Genomic DNA, 23,516 nt, shown 5'->3' with positions numbered 1-23,516 from the left:
AACACGTAAGGCATAAGGCCTGACGAAGAAGCTGTATATATCAATTGTAAACATTGTATAACGTCGCAAGCGTTGTACATCAAGCGAAAAAAATGCCGATACAGTATTATATCTATCTCTGTTTAACCTTGTTCAGCATCGGGATCATTGGTGTGCTGACAAGACGGAATGCCATCATTGTATTTATGTGTGTAGAGCTTATGTTAAATGCAGTGAACCTGTTGCTGGTAGCGTTTTCCAAAATGCACCATGCAGCGGCAGTAGCGGGTGATGCCAATACAACAGTGGGCATAGAAGGACAGTTATTTGTATTCTTTATTATGGTAGTGGCAGCGGCCGAGGTAAGTGTGGGACTGGCAATTATTGTAATGATGTACCGGAATACGCATTCGGTGGATATTAATTTTTTGAACAGATTGAAAAACTAAAGAACGGAATACGCAGAACGCATAATGCAGAAGGCAAAACGCTTACTGTGTGCAGCGCTAAGTATGGAACGTTCAGCCTGAGTATATGAGCAAACTTGTTTATTTAGTACCATTGTTTCCCCTGCTGGGTTTCCTGGTTAACGGACTGGGCAGGAAGTCGATGTCAAAATCCCTGATCAGTATTGTTGGCAGCGGATCCATACTGGCATCCTTTGTGGTAAGCCTGCTGATCTTTTTTGATGTAAAAGCCAATGGCGGAAGCGTGGTTACCTTGTTCAACTTCATTAGCGTAGAAAGTTTTACCATTCCCTTTGCTTTTCAGGTAGACCAGCTTTCTGCTTTATTCCTGCTGATCATTACCGGTATCGGTTTTCTGATACATCTGTATTCTTCTGCTTATATGCACGAGGAAGAGCCGCAGCATTTCGGCCGTTATTTTGCGTACCTGAACCTGTTTGTGTTCTCCATGTTACTGCTGGTGCTCGGCGCCAATTATGTGATCATGTTCATTGGTTGGGAAGGAGTAGGTCTTTGCTCTTATTTGCTGATTGGTTTCTGGTTTAAAAACAACAATTATAACTACGCCGCTAAAAAAGCGTTTGTGATGAACCGGATCGGTGATCTGGGATTCCTGCTGGCAGTTTTCTGGATCCTGGTAAAACTGGGTACGGCTTCTTACGGCGATGTGTTTGCCAACGTATCCAAACTCAGCTCTTTTGATATTACAGCGATCACCATGCTCTTATTTGTAGGAGCGATGGGTAAAAGTGCACAGATTCCTTTGTACACCTGGTTGCCGGATGCGATGGCGGGTCCTACGCCTGTATCTGCCCTGATCCATGCCGCTACCATGGTTACTGCCGGTATTTACATGATTGCCCGGAGTAATATCTTATACACCATGGCCCCTGCTACCCAAACCGTAGTGGCAGTAATTGGTCTGGCCACAGCCATTTTTGCGGCTACGATTGCTTTAAAACAAAACGACATTAAAAAAGTACTGGCTTATTCCACCGTTAGCCAGTTGGGTTATATGTTCCTTGGATTGGGAGTAGGTGCTTATACCGGTGCAGTATTTCACGTAATGACACATGCTTTTTTTAAAGCCCTTTTGTTCCTTGCCGCAGGATCTGTGATACATGCCATGCATCATGAGCAGGATATCCGCAAAATGGGCGGTTTGAAAAAACATTTGCCGATCACGCATATTACCTTTTTACTGGGCTGCCTGGCCATTGCCGGCATCCCGCCTTTCTCAGGCTTCTTCTCAAAAGATGAAATTCTGACTGCAGCGTTCGCACATAATCCGCTGTACTATTTTGTAGGTGTGGGCGGTGCTTTACTAACTGCTTTCTATATGTTCCGCTTGTATACCTTAACCTTCCTCGGACAGTTCAGGGGTACACAGGAACAGGAACATCATCTGCATGAAAGTCCCTGGCAGATGACCTTCCCGCTGATTACACTGGCGGTATTGTCGGTGATAGGCGGATGGATCGGAATACCTGAAGTATTTGCAGCCCATGCGCATAGCCTGGAACATTTTCTGGCACCCATCTTTGCCGAATCAGCGAAGCTGGCCGAACACCATCACCTCGAAGCTTCACAGGAATACCTGATGATGGGTGCTTCTACGGCAGCCATTATTATCGTGATCCTGTTTGCCGTGAACAGTTATAAAAAATACAAGGCATCCACCACTGAAGAATCTGCGGGTATAAGTAAAGTTCTCGAGAACAAATGGTATATCGATGAATTATATGATGCAGTAGTGGTAAATCCATTACATGTATTGGCCGGTTTTTTCAAGAACATCATTGAAAAAAGCGGAATTGATGGTCTGGTGAACGGCGTAGGTAAACTGGTGGGCTATGGCTCGCGCCAGTTGCGCCTGGTGCAGAGTGGTCAGGTAGGAAATTATATACTGATCATGGTATTGGCCATGGTGGTATTCTTCCTCGTCTGGTTTAATGATGCTACGATTATCCGTTTTTTCAGTAAGATATTTTAAACAGCTTGTTGCGATAAAGAAAGTATATGATCCCTGTTTCACTCATATTGATCCCATTGATTACCGGCCTGCTTGCGTTCTTTCTGAAAGGAACGAACGCTGCCAAAAACTGGGCACTGCTGTCTTCTTTGGTTACGCTGGCCGTTGCGGTTGCCGGTATTTTTTTCCTGCCTGCGCAGCATCTTTCCTATGATGCAGCCTGGTTACCAGCCCTGGGCAGCCGGTTCAGCCTGGTTACCGATGGCATGGGTAAGATGCTGGTATTGCTGACCACGGTTAGTTTCCCGGTCATCCTGATCGCTACGGCTAAGAATGAGTATAAGCAACCTGCCAGCTTTTATGCCCTGCTGCTGTTATCGCAAACCGGATTACTCGGTGTTTTCCTGGCTGCTGATGCATTGGTATTTTATTTCTTCTGGGAGCTGGCATTGATCCCTGTTTACTTCCTCTGTTCTTTCTGGGGAGGGGAAAAAAGGATCGCGGTTACATTCAAGTTCTTTGTGTATACGTTTATCGGATCTTTATTGATGCTGGCAGGTATCCTGTACCTCTATTTCCAATCAGCCGATCAGTCGTTTGCTTTACAGTCTTTTTATCATATCAAGTTAACAGCCACGCAGGAGAATGTGATCTTCTGGTTATTCTTTATCGCTTTCGCGATCAAGATGCCGGTATTTCCCTTCCATACCTGGCAGCCGGATGCCTATGAGCAATCGCCTACAGCAGTTACGATGATCATGAGTGGCATCATGGTAAAAATGGGAATCTTTGCGTTGATCCGCTGGTTATTACCCGTGTTTCCGCACGCTTCCCAGCAGTTTGCGCATCTCATTATTATTTTTTCTGTGATGGGCATGCTGTATGCATCACTGATCGCTATCAGGCAGGATGATATCAAACGATTGATCGCTTACTCCTCAATTGCGCATATCGGACTCATGTGTGCCGCTGTGTTTGCGCACAATGCAACGGGCATGGAAGGGGTAATGGTACAGATGTTCAACCATGGTATCAATGTGATCGGTTTGTGGATCGTAGCAGATGCCATTGAACAACAGCTCGGTACCCGTAAGTTCAGTGATCTGGGTGGACTGGCACAAAAAGCACCGGTACTGGCCATTCTGCTGGTGGTAATGGCATTTGCCAATATTGCACTGCCGCTTACCAACGCTTTTATCGGAGAGTTCCTCATGTTCAACGGCTTGTTCCAGCATAATGTATGGATCATGGCGGTGGCAGGTATCAGTATCATTCTGGCAGCTGTGTACACGTTGAATATGGTACAGAAAGTATTGTATGGTAATACAACCGTTATTACAGAAAACGCAACTGAGATCAGTGGTAATGTGCAATGGATGCTGGTGGTACTGGCTGTTATGATTATAGCGCTGGGTGTTTACCCGCAGCCTTTGATCGATCTTACAAAAGATACTGTTCAGGCCATACTGGCTAATCGTTAATAATGAAATCAATCTGCAGCTGATACTGCGGGTTCAAGATAAGTTTTATGAATGCAATCATAGTTTCTGCTTTACTGGGTGTGGTGATGATGTTCAGTGGCATCATTTTCAAGAACCGTGCTGTTCATTCGGCTATCGCTGTGGTAGGTCTGTTGGTATTACTGACGGCTAACCTGCTGAACAGTTATGGGATCTGGGTCATCCGTTTTGATACTTTCCAGCTCTTCAACTTTGAGCAGTTCGGGATGTACTTCACTTCTATTGCCATTGCCGCTACGCTCGTGTATGTTTTGCTGAGTGGGAAAGCCATCGAAAAAACGAGCCAGTATTCGGCAGAATATTATGCGTTGATCTTTTTTGTTTTGTGTGGTGTATCTATTCTTTCCGGCTTCAACAGCCTGCTAATGCTGTTCCTGGGAATTGAAATCCTTACTATTCCGCTGTATATTTTAACCGGTGCCGATAAGCGTAACCTCAAAAGCAATGAAGCCTCCCTCAAATATTTCCTGATGGGTTGTTTCTCTACCGGTATCATGCTCATGGGTATTACCCTGATCTATGGCGCTACTGGAAGTTTTATTATGGGAGAAAGTAAATCACTTGCTTCCAGCGCACTGATCCCCAAAACCTCTTTTCTCGAAATTGCAGGTATGATCCTGTTATTTGTGTCGATGTGTTTTAAGGTTTCTGCTGCCCCTTTCCATTTCTGGACACCCGATGTATACGATGGAGCCCCCAGCGTATTCACTTCCTTTATGGCCACCATTGTGAAAGCCGCTGGTTTTATCGCGTTTATCCGCTTGTTCGATCAGCATACTGAACTCTTAGGCCCTACCTGGAAATTATTACTGGCTTTTGTGATTATCGCAACCTTACTGGTGGGTAATATCACCGCTGTGTTTCAGCAGAGCGTAAAACGGATGCTGTCTTATTCCAGTATTGCACAGGCCGGTTTCATGTTGTTTGCTCTGTACAGCGCCAATGATCTTGCGAGAGAAGGAATCCTGCTGTATGCCGTTGCCTATAGCCTGGCTACCATCGGGATCTTTGCCGTGCTGATCAAAATGAAAGATTATACGTTTGAAGGCTTTAACGGACTGGCCCGGACCCAACCGGTACTGGCATTCTCCACGGCTATCTGTCTGCTGTCGCTGGCAGGTATTCCTTTAACCGCGGGCTTTTTTGCCAAATACTATATGCTGGCATCGGTGGTAAAAGCCGGAGGGGCTTTATGGCTGGTGATTGTAGCGGTATTATTTGCCGCGGTAAGTGCTTACTACTATTTCCGTGTGATCCAGTCTATGTACTTTAAAGACGGCGAACCGGAAACAGAAGAGATAACCGGTGGTTTCAAACTGGGGCTGCTCCTGGTGGCAGTACTGGTGATCCTTTTCGGGATTTTCCCTTCACTGGTGCTTAACTGGTTCTATTTTTAACCGTTCCTCACATTTCTTCATCGGGTAGGGGGCGGTTCGCCAATCTCAATTATCTTTATGAGGTTGTATTGTTGACGTAACCTGAACTGCATGACTACCCTGGATTCCTTTACACTGGCCTGGCGCACTGTTCGCAGTAATAAACTGCGTACGGGTATTACCGTGGCTATTATTGCCTTCGGGATCATGGCGTTGATCGGTATCATTACCGCTATTGAAGCTATGAACCAGAGTCTGAAAGAGAGCTTCTCTTCCATGGGAGCCAATGCCTTCAGTATCCGTTACAAAGATTCAAGGGTAAGAATGGGCGGTGGCAGGAACAATGGTGTTACCAAAACCAAGAGAGGCCTCCGCGAAAAAAAATCGAAACTCGATAAACCTATCCGGAAAGAGGAAGCCGAATATTTCAAAAAGAACTTTGTTTATCCGGGAGCGCAGGTAAGTATTTACCGTCGGGGTCCGGGAGCGCAGGAAGTGCATTATGGCGATAAAAAAACCAATCCGCAGATCACACTGATGGGTGGTGATGAAAACTATCTTCCGGTAAACGGCTATTCGATTGAGTTGGGGCGTAATCTGAACAGCCTCGATGTAGAGAGCGGTCGAAGTGTTTGTTTGCTGGGAAGCAATGTAGCTACAAAATTATTCGGCGATAGACCCGAGAAATGCATCGATAAAATCATCCGTGTAGGCAGCCTGCCTTACCGGGTTATTGGTCTTTTAAAAAGCAAAGGTTCCAGCGCTATGATGCGCCAGGATGATGTGGTACTTACGTCTTACACCAATATCCGCCGTTTCGAAAATGCCAATCCTTCTTATCTCGTAGGTGTGATGGTGGGCAATGTGAATGAGCTGGAAGTGGCCTCAGATGAAGCAACTTCCGTATTCCGTAATGTACGCCGCCTGGAGCCGGCAGAAGATATTAATTTTGTGATCGAGCGCAGCGATAAGTTTGCCGAAATGTTCATCGGATTCCTCAGCAGTATCACCGGTTCTGCAGGAGCCATTGGATTGATTACCCTGATCGGTGCGGCCATTGGTCTGATGAATATTATGCTGGTTGCTGTAAATGAGCGAACCAAAGAAGTGGGACTGATCAAAGCCATTGGTGGTAAAAGCAAAAATGTACGCCAGCAATTTCTTTTCGAAAGTCTGATCATCAGCCTGTTGGGGGCACTCTTCGGTATTATCCTCGGTGTACTGGTAGGGAATCTCTTTTCTATCGTATTAAAGACCGGTTTTGTGATCCCCTGGATGTGGGTCATTATCGGCATTGTCATCTGCTCCGTAGTAGGCCTCGCCGCCGGCATCTATCCCGCCATGAAAGCAGCCAAACTGAATCCGATTGTAGCACTGCGTTACGAGTAATCATCGTGAGACGTGAGTGGTGAGTAGTCAGTGGGGAGTTGGGGGTCAGCTTCTCCACCACTATCATTATCGTCATTAACATTCACCATTCACAATTGACAATTCACCAGATCGTGAGACGTGAGCGGTGAGTAGTCAGTAGAGAGTTGGTGTAGGATTGTTTATGACTTCGTGATTTTCACTCATTAAACGGATACTGAATTCTAATTTGATTCGCGTGAACTGTGAGACGTGAGTAGGTAGTCGCTCTGAACTTATCTATCATCAATATTATCAATACTCACCACTGACAATTCACCATTGCCCATTCACAACTCATGATTGCCATCCCCCCTCATCCCCGCTTAAAAAACAACTTCAGCTTCTCATTGATATAATACTTGATATCTTCTTCCGACCTGTTTCTGCGTAACCATTCGCTGGTAGGTCTGTATTGCTGCATGAACTGTTGTAGTTCGGCGTCTTTTAAACCACTGTATTGTGTAACTACGGAGGCAGGGAACCGGTAGTTGATATAGGCTTCCTTTTCATTGGATTCAAAAAAGGCAAAAGCCTTTCGTTTGTTCTTCTCATGCCTGGAAAAACGATCCAGGTTCAATGCAATACCGGCGCCTGAATTGGCTTTGGAAACCGTTGGAATGGTATAGTCTACGATGTCCTGTAAAAATTCTTTTCTTCTTTCTATACTGTCAAGCTGATAGCGGCTTAAACCCCTTGCGGTTACAGTTACATTACCCAGACTATGGGCCAGTGGTGAGAGGAATAAAGACAGGGTATCCTGCAACAGAAACTGTTTGTTGTAGTGAATGGTATCAAAATAATATCCTACTGCCGCAAAAGAGAGCACCTGGTTTTCCTGTAATTCGATCTTAAAACGACCGCTGGCACTGGTCATTACGGTGGTTTGGGTATTCAGGTTGGTAATACTCGCTAATACAATGGGTTCGCGGGTGATACTGTCTCTCAGGTAACCCCAGCGTTCATTCTTTTTCTGTGCCTGGGCTGCTATTCCGCTTAAGAGAAACAGGATCCATATATAACGTTTCATAAAACAACATTTGTACAAAGGTACAGCATCGGTATTGCTGAATAGCGCACATAAAAAAGTCCCGCCAACCGGCGGGACTTTTTTAGCTGATAAAAGCGGATTTATTTAGGATCCAGTGCTTTTTTGATTTTTTCAGACAGGTCCTGTAAATGAATCTTGCTCATCCGGTCGCTGGCGGTACCTGCAGCAGCAGCTACCTGTGAACGTAACTGAACCAGTTGCGCTCTGGCAATGCTGTACACATCGCTGCGGTTGTTAAAGCCGGTAGCATACGGATTAACCCTGCCACTACCACCAGGGAAAGTGATGGTAGCTGTTATAGAGATCGCAGGAGGATTGAGCAGGTTATCCAGTTTGTCTACATAACTTTTCTGTAGCATTCTGCGGTAACCATCAATGGCTTTATTGGATTTCAGTTCGCTGAACAGGTCGTTCTGCAGTTCAGAGATCATTTCAAGCGCGCTGTAGGCCTTATCAGCACCAAAACGTTCCACAGAATACTGCATGCGGTTCATCCTGTCGCCCGAAAGCAGTCCGGCTAAAGCCGCTTCCTGTGCAGATGCGATCGGGTCAACACTTCCGGGAGGGTTGATTTTATCCCAGATTTTTTTGTCGATCAGCCATTTGGGTGTCTGGAACAGTTGCCTGTTCAGGAAGCCCAATGCATCGCGCTGCATGGATTTAGGCGTTACTTCATATACGGGTTCATCCTGCTCGGCAGTTTTGAAGGTTTCGTATACACCGCCGATATTGCGGGATACATGTCCTACGTACCTGCGGAACTGGCCGAGTAACTGCCCATACATGGTTTCGATATTCTCATTCAGATCGCCTTCTTCTTTGGTCCACTCAGGCAGTTTAACGAGGATACGCTGCAGGTTTTTAACACCATAGTCGCTGGCAACTACTGCATTATCACTCAGGTCTTCGCTCTGGCTTCTTGGATCGGCCTGGTTACCTGATTCGTAGGTGCCGAACCAGGTACGAGGATTGGCTTTCAGTGTTTCAGTGATCAGCTTGTTGCTGTTCTTCTTCAGTTCTTCTTCGTTGTTACCGGCAATATACCCGTAACCCCACTGCATGGCCCACTGATCGTATTCGCCGATACGTGGATAAAGACCGGCTTTGCTGATATTATCTTCCGGCTGTGCCACGTAGTTGAAACGGGCATAGTCCATGATAGAAGCGGTATGGCCATTGGCTTCTACCCATGCTTTATCGCGCAGTTTGGCTACCGGTGTTTTGCTGCTGCTGCCCATGTTATGACGCAGGCCCAGTGTATGGCCTACTTCATGAGAAGAAACAAAACGGATCAGATCGCCCATCAGGTCATCATCAAATTTCATGCTGCGTGCCCTTGGATCTACCGCAGCGGTTTGTACCATGTACCAGTCGTGTACCAGTTTCATTACGTTGTGGTACCATCCGATATGGCTTTCGAGGATCTCACCGCTTCTGGGATCGTGTACATTCGGTCCGTAGGCATTCTCTGTGCTGGAAGCGAAGTAACGGATCACCGAATAACGGGCATCTTCCATGCTCATGGTAGTATCGTTCTCGGGCCATTCTTTACCCATGATGGCATTTTTGAAACCGGCTTTCTCAAAGGCTTTCTGCCAGTCGTTCACACCCAGGATCAGGTGTTTTCTCCATTGTTTGGGGGTGGCGGGATCGATGTAGTAAATAATTGGTTTTTTGGGTTCTACCAGTTCACCTCTTTTCCATTTTTCTACATCTTCGTCTTTGGGCTCCAGTCTCCAGCGAACCGCAAATTCTTTGTTCGCTACTTTCTGCTGGTCATCGCTGAATAACACATAATCATCTGTGAAAAAACCTACACGTTTATCGGCGATACGGGGTGTCATGGGTTTTTCGGGCAGTAAAAGCATAGAAGTGTTCAGTTCCATGGTTACGGCGCCGGCTGCATTGGCAGCAGGAACGCTGGTAGCACCGGGAACACTAACGGCACCAAAGCCACCACCGGCCGGGTTGGCTGTGTAGGTTTTGGTGGTGCGGATCTCGATGTTGATCGGGTAAGCGCCTATTTTCTGGATAAAAGACCTGTCTGCGGCAAGTTGTGCCAGACCGAGGCTTCTTTTTACACCGCTGTTGATGCTTACCACCTGGTTATCACCTTTGAAAAAATCAGTTACTTCGATCACCACGCCGGCACTGTCTCGGGAGAATGCGGCAATCGGAAATGCCGCTGTGATGGCATTCAGGTTAGAATTGTTGACAGCTTTGTAGATATCGTCTTTAGGGTCAGCGGCATTAACCAGTGTGATAACACGGAGGAATACATTGTTGCTGGGCCCTTTTTCAAATACCAGTGATTGCTGGTTAGCTACTTCACCACCGTAAACACCACGTCCGCCTCCATTGGCAGGTACTTTGATATAACGGGTAACGGCCAGGATCTCGCGGCCCAGCATGGCATTGGTGATCTCGAAATAATAGCGGTCATCTACCTTGTGTACGGTAAACATGCCTTTTTTAGACACAGCTTTATCTGTGATCACATCACGGTAAGGACGGGGGCCCGGTCTAACGGCACCCTGACCGAAACCTGCGCCCTGCGCGGTTCTGGCTCCGCCCCCATTGAAGACGGAATCTCTCTGTTGGGCAGTGACCAGGGTTCCGGCCAGCAATGCCACAACTAACAGTTGTTGTTTCATAAGCAGTAAGAAATAGTTTTAGAATAATCCTTAAAGATAGGAGTCTCTGCGAAATCCAGTACAAATTAGAACCACTCATATATGAATGGTGAAACCCGGTTTTTTGTCGGTAAAAATCTTGTTTTTCAATGAGTTTAAGCAGTATCTTACGGCTCCTTGAAAAACCACCTGAAAAGGCATTTAATTGACGAAATCTTTATTTGCGGCTTTCGATAAAATACCTAATTTGTACTCCCTTTTTATACTGATTCAAAGAATGTTTTGTTAATTCAAAACAATTTTCAGTAGAATTGCGGAAACATTTTTTTTAAATCAACTGTAATTTTTAAAAAACCAAAAATCAATTGAATCATGGCTGAAACAAAACCAACTGCAGGTGCTGCTGTAAAAAGCCCATCTTCTGCACAAACTAAGAAGAGCAGTAACTCAATTTCATGGCTGGCGCCATTGTTATGTGTGATCATCGGTTTCATTATCTGGCGCTTTGTGTTGGGTTCTCCGAGTAACTTTACAAATCCAGATCCCGCTGGTGGTTTTTGGCCTAATCACAAAGGACCTAAGGGCACATGGCCTAAGATGTATGAGGGTGGTATCATCGTACCGATCCTGATCGCCTGTTTCTTAACCGTACTGACTTTCGTGATCGAAAGGTTCCTGACTGTTTCTAAAGCAGCTGGTTCCGGAAGTATTGCAGAATTCGTTCGTACCGTACAGTTCCACCTTGCTAACAAAGAAGTGGACAAAGCGATTGCTGCCTGCGACAAACAGAAAGGTTCTGTAGGTAATGTAATGAAGTCTGGTCTGCACAAATACAAAGAAATGATCACCAATACTGAACTGACTACAGAGCAGAAAGTATTGAATATCCAGAAGGAAGTAGAAGAAGCAACCGCTTTGGAACTGCCTATGCTGGAGAAAAACCTGGTGTTCTTGTCTACTATCGCATCTGTAGCTACCCTGTTGGGTCTGTTGGGTACGGTAATGGGTATGATCAAATCATTCTCTGCCCTCGGTGATGAAGGTGGTGGTGATGCGGCACGTGAACTGTCAAAAGGTATCTCTGAGGCCCTGTTTAACACAGCCCTGGGTATCGGTACTTCCGCAGTAGCGATCATCATGTACAACGTGTTTACTACCCGTATCGACGGTATCACGTATGGTATTGACGAATCCGGTTTCACTTTAACACAGAGCTTTGCTGCCAACTACAAATAATCTGGTAGATTTTTTGTGGAATTGACAAAGTTTTGAATCATTAATGTGAAATATTAAATAATAAACAATGGGTAGAGCCAAATTACCTCGTAAGAGTACCAGCATCGATATGACGGCGATGTGTGACGTGGCCTTTCTGTTGTTGTCATTCTTTATCTTAACAACGAAGTTCAAGCCTTCCGAGGCCATCGCTGTTACGATTCCCAAATCAGTGGCTGCCAAAGTGGCCCCGACCAAGGATATTGTTCAGGTAATTATTGACAAGGACGGAAAAGTGTTTCTGGAAATGGATGACGAAGAAGTAAAGGAAACCATCGCCAATACGCTGAATACCACCAAGAATATGGGATTGGATGTGAAAGCATTCAAAAAGTCGCCTTTCTTCGGTGCGCCATTCGGCAACCTCAAATCTTTCCTGGCCCTGCCGGAAGACCAGCGTAAGGGTAACCTGCTGCCGGGTATTCCAGTAAAGGATAGCGCCAACAACGAGCTGACAGAATGGATGACACTGGTTCGGGATGCCTACCAGGGTAAAAAGCCTAACCTTCTCTTGAAAGGAGATAACCTGGCCAAGTTCCCTGCTTTTAAAAGCGTGATTACCGCTTTCAAAAAGAATGACTTCCTGAAATTCCAGATGGTTACCAGTCCGGAAGGTGTTCCTGTAGGAACCGAACTCTGGAAAAAAGCCCAGGCGGGAGAGAAGAGAGAAGAGTAAATTAATTTCAAACGAAAACTAAATTCTACCGACATGGCAGAAATGGATACCTCGAGTGGCGGTGGCCATAAAAAAGGCCCCGGGGTCAAGAAAGGGAAGAAGCTGTCGACCCGGGTTGACCTGACGCCCATGGTGGACCTGGGCTTCCTGCTCATCACCTTTTTTATCTTCACCACAACCATGAGCCAGGCTACAGCGATGAAGCTGATCCTGCCCAAGGACGCAGATAAACCGGAAGATCAGAATAAGGCTAAACAGTCGGGTGTAATTACCATCCTCCTCGGAAAAGACAATAACGTCTTCTACTATGAAGGAGAACTGGATAATTCTGCATCTAACTTTAAGTCATCTAATTTTCATGATATCCGTGAAGTGCTGATCAATAAAAAGAACAGCGTAAGAGACCTCAAGGATTTTGTAGTGATACTGAAACCTTCTGATGAGTGTACTTACAAAAACGTGGTGGATATTTTAGATGAAATGACGATTAATGTGTGTACGCGGTATGCACTGGTTGATATCACCGACATTGAGTCGCAGTTGGTGACGAAATCAGAAGCAATGGCAGCGGCAGCACCGGCTAATTAATCAGAAAATTTCATCAACAGAACCTAATTACAAAAGAATCTTATCATGGAGATAAACAAAATTTTATCCGCTGATATTCTTGATATCCTTTTTGACGGAAGGAATAAGGACTATGGTGCTTATGAACTCCGTAAAACGTATAACAAGCGTATCAAATTCTCTATGGGCGGCATGGTAGTGATCTGTCTGCTTTTACTGGGAGGATCGCTGATAGCGAATTCAACCAAGAAAAAAGAAGCCCAGATCATTGTTGCCGATATGTCGCTGGAGAATGTTAACAAGGAAGAGAAAAAGCCGGAGCCACCCCCTCCGCCACCTCCGCCAAAGCAGGAGCCTCCCAAAGTGGAGATCACCAAATTCACCCCTCCCAAAATTGTGAAGGATGAAGAAGTGAAGCCTGATGAGGAAATCAAGGAAGTGGAAAAACTGGAAGATACCAAGATCGGTACCATTAACCAGGAAGGTGCCAAAGATGAAGGTGTGGTAGCCCCTCCTGTTGAAAAAGGAACCGGTGTGGTAGAAGCCCCTAAAGTAGAAGAAGACTACGATAAAGTATTTACCGTTGTACAGATCCCCGCGGAATTCCCCGGTGGTTTGCCACAGTGGACCAAATACCTGGAGCGTAACCTGAACAGGGATCTGCCTGTTGAGAATGGTGCCCCTCCGGGAAAATACACTGTAATCGTATCCTTTATCGTATCTAAAGACGGAAGCATCAGTGATGTAGCTGCGGAGAATGATCCCGGTTACGGCACCAAAGCCGAAGCAATGCGCGTAATCACCAAAGGTCCTAAATGGAAACCAGCGGTGCAGAACGGACGTAACGTTATCTACCGTCACAAACAAAGTATCACTTTCGTTGTATCAGAAGAATAAGCTGTTACACGTTAACGTAAATGAGAAAGCCCTGCAAGTTTTGCGGGGCTTTTTTCAATGAGTGAATGATAGAATGAGTGAATGAGTGAATGTTTTGATTCTGTTTCATATTCTATCATTTACGCATTGAAAAAGCTTTCTCATCTTTTATGGAATTCCCTCATAATTTTCTCGCCATTTTCGCATGTGGATTTTTGTTCGGCCGGGAATCATAGTAGAAACCTACTACTATGGAAAAGTTACAGATTCTCTCCGCAGATTTACTGGACATCCTCTTTGATGGAAGGAATAAAAGTTATGGCGCGTATGAATTGCGCAAAACCTACGACAGGCGGATCTTATATGCCTTGTCGGGAACTGTTTTTGTATCACTGCTGTTTGTGGTTGGCTCACTGCTGGCTAATGCAAAGAAACCGCCTTCAACGGTGGAGTTGGTAACTACTATTGAGCTGGAGAATTTTAAGAAAGACGAACCCAAGCCCGAATTACCCAAACCCATTCCCAAACAAGAACCGCCGAAAGTAGAAATGGCCAAAGTAACGCCACCGAAAATTGTGGCAGACGACCAGGTAAAAGAAGACGATGAAGTAAAACCTGTTGACGACCTGGAGAATACCCGCATCGGAACCATTAACCAGGAAGGGGCTAAAGAAGACGATGTAGTAGCGCCACCGGTAGAGAAGACGGGCATTGGTGTGGAGGCCCCTAAAAAGGAAAAGGACATTGATGAACCATTTACCACCGTACAGATAGAAGCCCAGTTTCCGGGTGGTATAGAGGGCTGGAGACGGTTCCTGGAAAGAAACCTGAACAGAGACATAGCGGCTGACAATGGCGCCCCCGCGGCGGATTATTCGGTGATCGTATCTTTTATTGTGAACAAAGACGGCATTATCAGTGATGTGCGTGCCGAAAATGATCCCGGTTATGGCACCAAAGCAGAAGCCATCCGCGTTATCCAGAAAAGTACCCGCTGGATCCCCGCTATCCAGAATGGACGTAATGTGATTTACCGGCAGAAACAGAAGATCACGTTCAGGGTCAGCAATGAGTGAATGAGTGGATGAGTGAATGAGTGAATGAAATTGTGAGTGGTGAGTAGTGAGTAGGGAGTTTTGTGAATGGGCAATGGCGAATAGGGCAACATATAATTTCATTGACAATTGACCATTCACTACTGACGATTCACGCCTCACGATTCACGCCTCACGATTCCCCCCATTGTTCTATTTTTGCCCTGAAAGCAAATACTATGAGCGGACAATTGAGGGGATGGGATGATACGATCGTGGCCCTGGCTACACCGCCGGGTATTGGCGCTATTGGGGTGATACGGGTAAGCGGGAAAGATACTTTTCCGGTGATGAATGCCTTGTTCCCCTCCAAAGACCTGACCCGGCAGGCCAGTCATACCATTCAGGTGGGTTTGCTGAAAAAAGACGGGGTATTGCTGGATGAAGTGGTATTGTCGTTGTTCAGAGGCCCCAGATCGTATACGGGCGAAGATGTGATTGAGATCAGTTGTCATGGTTCTCCGTTTATACAGGAAAATATTATCAGGGCCATTACCGGCAAAGGGGTGCGGATGGCCAAACCGGGCGAATTTACCCAGCGTGCTTTCTTGAACGGCAAACTGGATCTTACCCAGGCCGAAGCCGTGGCCGATCTGATTGCTAGTAATACAGAAGCGAGCCGCCGGGCCGCTTTGCATACTATGCGGGGTGGTTTTTCTTCCGACCTGCAGCAGTTGCGCGAACAGCTGATCCGTTTTTCGGCCATGATAGAACTGGAACTGGATTTTTCGCAGGAAGATGTGGAGTTTGCCGACCGTAGTGCTTTGGAGCAACTGGTTAATCAGCTGGCTGTATCTACCCATCAGCTCATCAGTTCTTTTCAGCTCGGTAATGTGATCAAAAACGGGGTGCAGGTAGCTATTATCGGAAAACCCAATGCCGGTAAATCTACCTTGCTGAATACCTTGTTGAACGAGAACCGGGCCATTGTAAGTGAGATAGCAGGTACCACGCGGGATACCATTGAAGAAATACTCAATATCAAAGGCATTCTTTTCCGTTTGATAGACACGGCAGGGATACGCGAGCATACACAGGATGTAATTGAAAGTATTGGCGTAGAGAAGAGCTACGAGAAAATGCGTGCCGCCAATATCGTGGTGTACCTGTTTGATGTGAACGAGATCAACGCTGCTACCCTGCAGGAAACAGTAACGGCTTTTGAAAAAGAAAATATCCAGTACCTGCTGGTAGGCAATAAAGTAGATGGCAGGGAACAGCAGGTGATGGAACAGTTTGCGGCTTTCCCCGATATCGTTTTTATCTCGGCCAAAGCGCAAACGCATATCAGCGAATTAAAAGAAGCGCTGGTACACAAAGCCATTGATGGAGATATTTATGCAGAGTCTACCATTGTAACCAATGCCCGCCATTATGAAGCCCTGCAGAAACTGGGACAGGCCCTGGCCGATGTACAACGCGGACTGGAAGACAAAGTGCCCGGCGATCTGCTGGCCATCGATATCCGCCAGTGCCTGCATTATCTTGGTACCATTACCGGCCAGATCACGAATGAGGATCAACTGGATTATATTTTTTCGAAGTTTTGTATCGGAAAGTGACGTATTTGACTTTACTTGATTTTAACACTATAAATCAACACTTTAAGTAGAATTGTTTTGACTCTATTTGTTACCATTTGATTCTTTTTTGCATATATTTGTTACCATAATTGGTTAATGGTAACAAAAACACCCTCTTTGGTAACAAATTTGGTGACTTGATGGCGGTTCCTGACATCTCTAGTCATTTGCTGACATCTGTGGACGTTTCCTGACGACCATTGAGTATGTCAAATGAGTAGTAACATCACCATTACAAGGAAGTGCGAGTATTGTAAGTCTCCCTTTGAGGCAAGGACGCTATATACGCGCTACTGCTCAAAAACTTGTAATAGTAGAGACTACAAGAATAAGATACGTGAAAACAGAATTGCTGTTGCAACACTCAAGAAGAGTCCAATTCAGGTTGTCCAAGATCAGCTGAATTTGGGTGACATCCCAAATAAACCTTACATGAGCACAACAGAAGCTGCCTCCTATCTTGGTGTTAGCAAGAGAACTATTGAACGTCTTATATCTAGTGGTCAAATAAAAGTGGTGAAGCTGCTTAGACGTGTATTGATAACAAAGCAAACCTTAGATAACCTATAGTATGAAAGTAAGCATCATTAAGAAAAAGCGTAAAGAGACAGGAAAAATTGAACTAAACCTGAGCTACTATGAAAAAGGAGTACGCAGGTTTAAGAGTCTTGGTATAATTCTATTTGACCCTGAATTTCAAAAATTAACCAATGAACAAAAGCGGCATAACAGAGAAAAGCTTCTTGAGGCAGAGATGATCTGTGCTGTAGAGAATGAGAAAGTTCGACAAGGGAAATTTGGAATTGAAACAATTCAAAAACAACGTTCTAGCTTTTTAGCATTTGTAGAAAGAGTTGCGCAAGAACGTAACACTTCTAAGGGCAATGAAGGCAACTGGTATAGCATGATTAAGCATTTGAAGAAGTTTCTTCAGCGGGATATCACTTTTGAAGAAGTTGATGTGAAACTTTTGAATGACTTTAAATTGTATCTAGATAAAGTTGTACAAAACACGGGTAAGCCACTTTCATCAAATTCTAAGGTTGCCTATTACAACAAACTACGTGCAGCATTAAAACAAGCAGTAAGAGAAGATATTATCAGAAAAAGTCCTGCCATGTATACTGTGGGATTCAAGTCAGAAGATGTGCAACGTCAATTTTTAACTGCTGAAGAATTGAAGAATGTAGCCAAAGCAGAATGTGAAATACCAATTGTAAAAAGTGCTTTTTTATTTTCATGTTTGACTGGTCTTCGTTGGAGTGATGTCATGAAATTGAAATGGTCTGAAGTATTTCATGATGAATCCAATGGCTTTTACATCAGGTTTCGGCAACAGAAAACAAAAGGTACAGAGACTCAATTTTTAAGTTCAGAGGCAGTTGATTTGGTTGGAGAAAGAGGTATGCCAAATGATTTGGTATTCAAGGGATTAAAGTATAGTAGTTGGAACAATCAAAAACTTGCTCAATGGATGATGAGGGCTGGTGTTACTAAAACAATTACGTTTCACTGTGCAAGACATACGTTTGCTGTTTTGCAATTAGACGGAGGAACAGATATCTACACGTTAAGCAAACTACTTGGACATAAAGACATAAAAACCACCTTAGTATATTCTAAGATTTTAGATAAAAACAAGTTGGCGGCATCAACTATCATTAAACTAGGTCTTCATGATTAATACAGAGCAAATATTCAAGGAATTCTCAGCTTTCATTGAAAAGTTAGAAATAGAAGAACGTCAATTCATTGATGATGAAACATCAGGATCAAACAAGTTTGTGACAGCCGCATTGAATGGATTGCATACGGAAGATGCTATTGAAGTGGTAGTTGATTGCTTATTTCAACGTGGCTTTACCAACTTTAAACAACAAGCAAAACGTATTCTAAAAGAAGATGGTGTACAAAAGTTATCCAGCACTATGACGTATATGGCAGGTGAACTAAGTACCATCTTTAAGAAAAGGAATACGAAATCTGTTTTATTGGATTCAATTTCTTTTAGTGATATGCAATCACAAATGAATTCGCAAGATTATTTAGTATGGAAGAGCGCTGTAAAGGAAGGTGTTGCTACTCCTGCTCTATTGACAGCTTTCAATTCTGCTGTAGAAAAAGTAATCAGCAACTTTCCTAATAGATCAAAGGAATTGATGCGTGAATTTTCAACAGAGCTTAACAAAACTGAATTTATTGTAGACAAAGTGTTCATGCGAGAATTTGGATTAGACCTGTATAATGCTCTAATAGACTCAGGAGAGATGAAAGGTAAATTTGAAGATTTTCAAGTGGTTTGTAAGGGAGCAATTCCAACAGAGAAAATCCAATTCAAACAAAACTCTTCATTGACAACATTTATCAACGCACTAAGAGGTCTATCTGTGTTATCTACTAAAAAGCACTATTGGACGTACTTGGCTAATGATGCATGTGAATTATTCAATGGTAATTGTGATGCGGAATCTCTCAGAAAGAATAAAAATCAAAACAAGAACAGTAAAGTGCTAATTGCATTTGAAAACATTCGCCATAAGTCACAATAAGCGAAACACATATTCTGTACTGTAGGAAGTTATGGCGTTATGGCGTCATAACTTTTTTGTTTTTATACCGCCATAAAACATTGCAATTTTGACACTGCAAATAAGTTTTTTATATGGCAGAAGTTGAAATTTCAGAAAGATTAGAGCGTATTGAAATGCTCTTAGAAAGAAGCGTTACCTCCACGCAAAAGGAGCTTATGACAATAGAAGAAGCATCAATTTACTTGGGCTTCAAAGTGAGTTATCTCTATAGATTAACATCTGGCAACAAGATTCCATTTTACAAACCTGGTCACAAGGTGTTCTTTAAGAAATCAGACCTTGATGAGTGGGTTTTTAGACACAGAGAATCTACCCATGAAGAGATTGAGAAACGTGCACTCAATTATCTAGTTAACCAGCGTTAATCTCATTTCACTTTTCACTTTTGACAATTCTACAGTAAATCATTTGATGTGCTGTTCCCACAAGGGAATTTATAATAAAACCAAATATTATGGAAACAACATTATTTACCAATCCAATTGTATCTGACTTGATTAATGCTAAGTCATTTGCAGAATTTGAGCAGATTCTTAAAAAGGATCCAACTCAATTAGAGTCTTTACTCTTTGATCTAATGCCACAGTTAATTAATTCTGGTGTTGAGACGTTCAATAACCTCAGTGAACGCATGCCTTTTATATACTCAAGTATGGCTGCTTTGAGTTCACTTATGACTGATGTACAAACACGCTATGCGGATAAGCCAATTTATCCTATGCTATACTTTGCTTTGGTAGGACCAGCGGGTAGTAATAAAGGAATTGTGAAATATGCTTCAAAAATGCTAAGACCCATTCATCAGGAAATTAAACAGCAATCTGAAGAGGCCTTTAAAAAATATAAAGCTGAACACAGACACTGGTTAAAAGCAGTTAAAGAACATGCTGGCATACCAGAACCTCAAAGACCACCTTACAGTATTCCAATTGTTTCTGCAGATATTACCAAGTCAAAATTGATTCAACAAATTGCAGACAATGTTGGACTTCCTACTTTCATTATTACGGATGAAATTGACACACTTGTTGGTGCTGCAAGAAGTCAGTACGGTACAGGAATATCTGCTATGCTCAGATCTGCCTATCACCATGACCCCATTAGTCAGCAGTTGAAAAGTGATAATCAGCACTATGACATTGAAGAACCTAAAGTTGCCTTGTGTATTGCTGGTACTCCATCTCAAATGTTAGGCTTTATTGATAATGTAGAGAATGGTTTGTACAGCAGATTTACAATTCTATTGACTGATGATTCAATTACATGGAACTCTGTAGCTCCTTGTCCTACATGCCCTAATAGAGAAGACACTTTTAATAGGATTGGGAGAGGTTGTTTACAGTTGTTTTCATATCTTAATAGAGCACCAATTGAAGTTGAGTTTACTCAATGGCAATGGGATCTAATCAATAGTTTTGGCGAGGAAAAGCTTGGTATTTACGCCACTCTACAAAGTGAATACCTTGGGTCAGTGGTCAAACGGCATTCTTTAATGATTGTGAAACTTGCCATGGTGATTACTGTTTTAAAAGCTTTTGAAACCAACAACACTTCCAATAAACTGTATTGTGACAAAGAAGCATTTGTGGCAGCAATGATTTTAATATGGCAGAGTTTGTACTGTTCAATTGAATTTTTTGAGCAATTCAACACAGGCAAGAAAACACCACTAGCTAAAAGCAATACACTACTAATATCAAAACTACCAACTGAGTTTTCTAGGTATGAAGCCTTGAGTATTGCAGCAGCGGAGAAAATTTCAGAGAGAACCTTAGACAGAGCCTTAGAACAACTTGTAAGTGCTGGCTTATTAATTAAAAATGGTCACGGAAAATATAAAAAGACAGATCTTGCTGTACGTGCTAACGTGGCAAATTGACAAATTGACAAATTGCCATTCTGCCAAGCAGAAGGAAAAATAAAGGGGGCTTTTCACCCCCTTTTTTATTCTATGAACCATCTAAAATCTGAGTGATCATCTACCAATGCTTCGCCTATACCTTCAGCTAGTTCAAAAGCATTTAACCCTCTTTGAAGAAACAAGTCAATGTAACTGCTTTTGTTAGCGCCTGTAAATAGGTTGTACATTTTCCAAAGGTCAATTTCCCCATTGGCATTTCTTGCAAAACTCTCATCTAGAAAATAATCTTTAGCAACCGTGTTAACCTGAGTGTCATTAAATATCAGAGCAGGAATATTGCGTTTTTTCTCTTTTGGGAGAAACTGATACAACCTGCACTTACCAAGGATTTGAGCAAATTGCTGTTCATTAATGGAAAGATGGGTTAAGCGATCCATTGCGTCAATATGCTCCTCCATTTTGTAATTCCTAATGATTTGAATCATTCTGTTTTTCAAGTCATTTACAGTGCCAACACGCAAATCATCAACAAAGCCATCTGAAGAGACGCACATGTTGCAACACACCATGTTTTTGAAACCAATGAAGAATTTGAAGTGCTCAAGTGACTTCTTATTATATAAGTTCTCTTGGTTGTAAGCTCTAACTCCACCTATAGTAAGACAGAGCTCATTCCCTCCAATATCCTTAGTAAAACCCTGAAGCTCTATAGCAAAAGCCATTCGCTCATAATAGATGGTTTTTTCATGATCCATAAGCTCATTAGCAGATTTGTGAATTGCATCAGGTGTTCTTCCCTTGATTGTGTGCGAAACCCTAATTTCAAGCTGTAAGAAGGTATTCCTGCCAAATACACACTCAATTGCTTCCATTGCAGATTCAATGAATTCCTGATGAGAAATAGTTCTCTCATTGTCTTTGGCAAATACTGGTATTGTACAATCTGATTTTAAATGCTGAAGCTTTACATCTATAGTATTGGCTTCAATAATTGGCGTCCTGTTCAGCCTAAGTGGTGAACTTGTGTACGTTGAAAAAGGTAATATTTCAACAGTTTCTGTGGGATGATAAATTTGTAATTCCATGATTTAATAGTTAAAAATGAAAAAGGAGCACAGTGTTTCTGTACTCCTTTGATTGTTTTAGCTCAATAAGCCCTCATTAGCAAAAGATAAGTACTTAAACTCTGGACTAATAATGAGATGATCTAGTAGAGTCATGTCCAAGCACTCTAACGCTTGCACTATTTTTTTTGTCAATTTAATATCAGCATCAGATGGTTGTAAGTTTCCTGAAGGATGGTTATGTGATACCAGAATACCTGTCGCCATGAGCTTAATTCCTACACTTAGTAGGATTTTCATGTCTACAACAGTTCCAGAGACTCCGCCTACAAACAGGTTTGAAGTTCCTATTACTTTGTTGCACCGATTCAAGTAGATTACAACGAATTGCTCCTGAAGTCCCAACTTCTCAGAGATGAATAACTGCTTGAAAATTGTAATTGCTTCATCAGCGGATTTGATAACAGGTCTGTCATTTAACGTGTCTGTATATCTGTAAATAACATCCACTTCTCCAAGGTTAGTTATGTTGTTCTTCATGTTGACCATTGAGTTGTTCTTGAAGAATTTTATATTCAGGTATCTGTCCTTTAATTACTGCAGCTCTATGATTTAATTCAGTAGAATATGATCTAACAGATGGCTGGTGTTTGTACAAATGATTGAGCTCTTCAAGAGATTTACAGGCACGTATCATTTTATAGATTTCCTCCTGAGAATATCCTTCACCTTCTTTACACCATTTAGCAATTACATCACCAATTGATTGATCTATTTTGAATGTCACTTTATTACTGAATAGTTGCGTTCTATCTTTTGTGCAGTTGACGTTATGATTAATGTCTAACTCAAACACAAGCGTAAAGTCATACTCTAATCCATCACGTTGAACCCCTTTCATTCCAACTTTCTCAGGAATATTTTTCCCATTCTTTTCTGAAAGTATATAATCTTGTTTGCTGCGTACTGTTGCAATGACATGCTTTCCAGAATTCAAGATCTTCTGTACAAGCGCGTTGTGGCGTGGTGTCAACTTACTCCAGTTAGTGAAGCTATTACCCACCATCTGTGAGTGAATATCCAAGATGCCTCCATCACCTTCCCATTCATGCGAAAGTGAATCAATTATAATCACATCCATGCCCGCACGTTCGCACTCATCAATTGCTTCTATGTAGCGTTCTGGTGTAAATGGCGCACTCAATGTTAGCACGTTGTAATTTCCAAGATGCGAATACAAATCTGCAGAGTGATTTTCAGTATCAATTACTGCAATCTTGTTCCAGTCTTTGCACAATCCATAAGCAAGTAGCAAAGCTGAGTAGGTCTTTCCTGACCCTGAGGGACCTTGCAACGCCATTCTGATGCGTGCTTGCGATCTGTTTGATTTTCTTAACTCCATGATGTTTAAATTTTAAATGTTTAATTCTTTCATAGGGGGGGGTAAGGTGTTGGAGTTAGTTAGGGGGGCAATTAAGGGAGGGATTCCTTGCGCAATTGAATAAAAAAGAATATTTTTGACCA

21 protein-coding genes are annotated in these 23,516 nt (G+C 43.1%); 16 read left to right on the top strand and 5 right to left on the bottom strand.

Annotation, left to right across the window (positions count from 1 at the left end; genetic code table 11):
* Positions 1-92: 92 nt before the first annotated feature.
* The 5 genes from nuoK (at position 93) to AC1RNB_RS03035 (ending at position 6,703) form a co-directional block, all read left to right on the top strand.
* Positions 93-428, top strand: coding sequence for an NADH-quinone oxidoreductase subunit NuoK (gene nuoK, locus AC1RNB_RS03055; RefSeq protein ID WP_493080606.1), 336 nt, complete (start codon positions 93-95; stop codon positions 426-428).
* Positions 429-513: 85 nt separating this feature from the next.
* Positions 514-2,439 carry an NADH-quinone oxidoreductase subunit L gene (gene nuoL / locus AC1RNB_RS03050; RefSeq protein ID WP_493080604.1) on the top strand — a complete coding sequence of 642 codons (1,926 nt, stop codon included), beginning with the start codon at positions 514-516 and terminating at the stop codon, positions 2,437-2,439.
* 26 nt (positions 2,440-2,465) lie between these two features.
* A complete protein-coding gene (locus tag AC1RNB_RS03045; protein ID WP_493080602.1) occupies positions 2,466-3,899 on the top strand; it encodes a complex I subunit 4 family protein in 1,434 nt (477 codons plus the stop codon).
* Between the two features lie 47 nt (positions 3,900-3,946).
* A complete protein-coding gene (locus AC1RNB_RS03040) occupies positions 3,947-5,335 on the top strand; it encodes an NADH-quinone oxidoreductase subunit N (RefSeq protein WP_493080601.1) in 1,389 nt (462 codons plus the stop codon).
* Positions 5,336-5,425: 90 nt separating this feature from the next.
* Complete coding sequence (locus AC1RNB_RS03035; protein WP_493080599.1) at positions 5,426-6,703, top strand: ABC transporter permease; 1,278 nt, start codon at positions 5,426-5,428, stop codon at positions 6,701-6,703.
* Positions 6,704-7,037: 334 nt separating this feature from the next.
* Here the strand turns inward: AC1RNB_RS03035 and AC1RNB_RS03030 are convergent, their stop codons facing one another.
* Positions 7,038-7,751 (bottom strand): peptidase associated/transthyretin-like domain-containing protein, encoded by a 714-nt coding sequence (locus tag AC1RNB_RS03030; RefSeq protein ID WP_493080597.1) that lies wholly within the window; start codon positions 7,749-7,751, stop codon positions 7,038-7,040.
* Positions 7,752-7,852: 101 nt separating this feature from the next.
* On the bottom strand, positions 7,853-10,426 hold the full coding sequence (locus tag AC1RNB_RS03025) for a zinc-dependent metalloprotease (protein WP_493080595.1): 2,574 nt from the start codon (positions 10,424-10,426) through the stop codon (positions 7,853-7,855).
* Between the two features lie 351 nt (positions 10,427-10,777).
* Between AC1RNB_RS03025 and AC1RNB_RS03020 the strand changes: the two genes are divergently transcribed.
* From AC1RNB_RS03020 to AC1RNB_RS02970, 11 genes are all read left to right on the top strand, one after another.
* Positions 10,778-11,641, top strand: coding sequence for a MotA/TolQ/ExbB proton channel family protein (locus tag AC1RNB_RS03020; protein ID WP_493080593.1), 864 nt, complete (start codon positions 10,778-10,780; stop codon positions 11,639-11,641).
* A gap of 67 nt (positions 11,642-11,708) precedes the next feature.
* Entirely contained in the window at positions 11,709-12,356 is a 648-nt protein-coding gene (locus AC1RNB_RS03015; protein ID WP_493080591.1) for an ExbD/TolR family protein, read from the top strand.
* A 33-nt stretch (positions 12,357-12,389) separates the two neighbouring features.
* A complete protein-coding gene (locus AC1RNB_RS03010; RefSeq protein ID WP_493080590.1) occupies positions 12,390-12,944 on the top strand; it encodes an ExbD/TolR family protein in 555 nt (184 codons plus the stop codon).
* 45 nt (positions 12,945-12,989) lie between these two features.
* A complete protein-coding gene (locus AC1RNB_RS03005) occupies positions 12,990-13,820 on the top strand; it encodes an energy transducer TonB (RefSeq protein WP_493080588.1) in 831 nt (276 codons plus the stop codon).
* A 230-nt stretch (positions 13,821-14,050) separates the two neighbouring features.
* On the top strand, positions 14,051-14,875 hold the full coding sequence (locus tag AC1RNB_RS03000) for an energy transducer TonB (protein ID WP_493080586.1): 825 nt from the start codon (positions 14,051-14,053) through the stop codon (positions 14,873-14,875).
* Positions 14,876-15,072: 197 nt separating this feature from the next.
* On the top strand, positions 15,073-16,455 hold the full coding sequence (gene mnmE, locus AC1RNB_RS02995; protein ID WP_493080584.1) for a tRNA uridine-5-carboxymethylaminomethyl(34) synthesis GTPase MnmE: 1,383 nt from the start codon (positions 15,073-15,075) through the stop codon (positions 16,453-16,455).
* A 234-nt stretch (positions 16,456-16,689) separates the two neighbouring features.
* Positions 16,690-17,046 carry an excisionase family DNA-binding protein gene (locus AC1RNB_RS02990; RefSeq protein ID WP_493080583.1) on the top strand — a complete coding sequence of 119 codons (357 nt, stop codon included), beginning with the start codon at positions 16,690-16,692 and terminating at the stop codon, positions 17,044-17,046.
* A gap of 1 nt (position 17,047) precedes the next feature.
* On the top strand, positions 17,048-18,160 hold the full coding sequence (locus AC1RNB_RS02985; RefSeq protein WP_493080581.1) for a site-specific integrase: 1,113 nt from the start codon (positions 17,048-17,050) through the stop codon (positions 18,158-18,160).
* Positions 18,153-19,025, top strand: coding sequence for a hypothetical protein (locus tag AC1RNB_RS02980; RefSeq protein ID WP_493080579.1), 873 nt, complete (start codon positions 18,153-18,155; stop codon positions 19,023-19,025). The genes AC1RNB_RS02985 and AC1RNB_RS02980 overlap by 8 nt, the downstream gene beginning before the upstream one ends.
* A 113-nt stretch (positions 19,026-19,138) precedes the next feature.
* Positions 19,139-19,432 carry an excisionase family DNA-binding protein gene (locus AC1RNB_RS02975; protein WP_493080578.1) on the top strand — a complete coding sequence of 98 codons (294 nt, stop codon included), beginning with the start codon at positions 19,139-19,141 and terminating at the stop codon, positions 19,430-19,432.
* An 89-nt stretch (positions 19,433-19,521) separates the two neighbouring features.
* Positions 19,522-20,946 carry a DUF3987 domain-containing protein gene (locus AC1RNB_RS02970; protein ID WP_493080576.1) on the top strand — a complete coding sequence of 475 codons (1,425 nt, stop codon included), beginning with the start codon at positions 19,522-19,524 and terminating at the stop codon, positions 20,944-20,946.
* A 65-nt stretch (positions 20,947-21,011) separates the two neighbouring features.
* Here AC1RNB_RS02970 and AC1RNB_RS02965 read toward each other — a convergent pair whose 3' ends face one another.
* From AC1RNB_RS02965 to AC1RNB_RS02955, 3 genes are read right to left on the bottom strand one after another with little or no spacing between them, the layout of a single operon-like run.
* On the bottom strand, positions 21,012-22,013 hold the full coding sequence (locus AC1RNB_RS02965; protein WP_493080574.1) for a DUF3871 family protein: 1,002 nt from the start codon (positions 22,011-22,013) through the stop codon (positions 21,012-21,014).
* 57 nt (positions 22,014-22,070) lie between these two features.
* Positions 22,071-22,532 carry a JAB domain-containing protein gene (locus tag AC1RNB_RS02960; RefSeq protein ID WP_493080572.1) on the bottom strand — a complete coding sequence of 154 codons (462 nt, stop codon included), beginning with the start codon at positions 22,530-22,532 and terminating at the stop codon, positions 22,071-22,073.
* Positions 22,513-23,394, bottom strand: coding sequence for an AAA family ATPase (locus AC1RNB_RS02955; RefSeq protein ID WP_493080571.1), 882 nt, complete (start codon positions 23,392-23,394; stop codon positions 22,513-22,515). Before AC1RNB_RS02955 ends, AC1RNB_RS02960 begins: the two co-directional genes overlap by 20 nt.
* Positions 23,395-23,516: the final 122 nt, after the last annotated feature.

It is taken from the genome of Sediminibacterium sp. GW821-FHT12F12 (assembly GCF_058806635.1).
The sequence above is the reverse complement of the archived record's forward strand: the minus strand, read 5'-3'. Positions and strand labels throughout refer to the sequence as shown.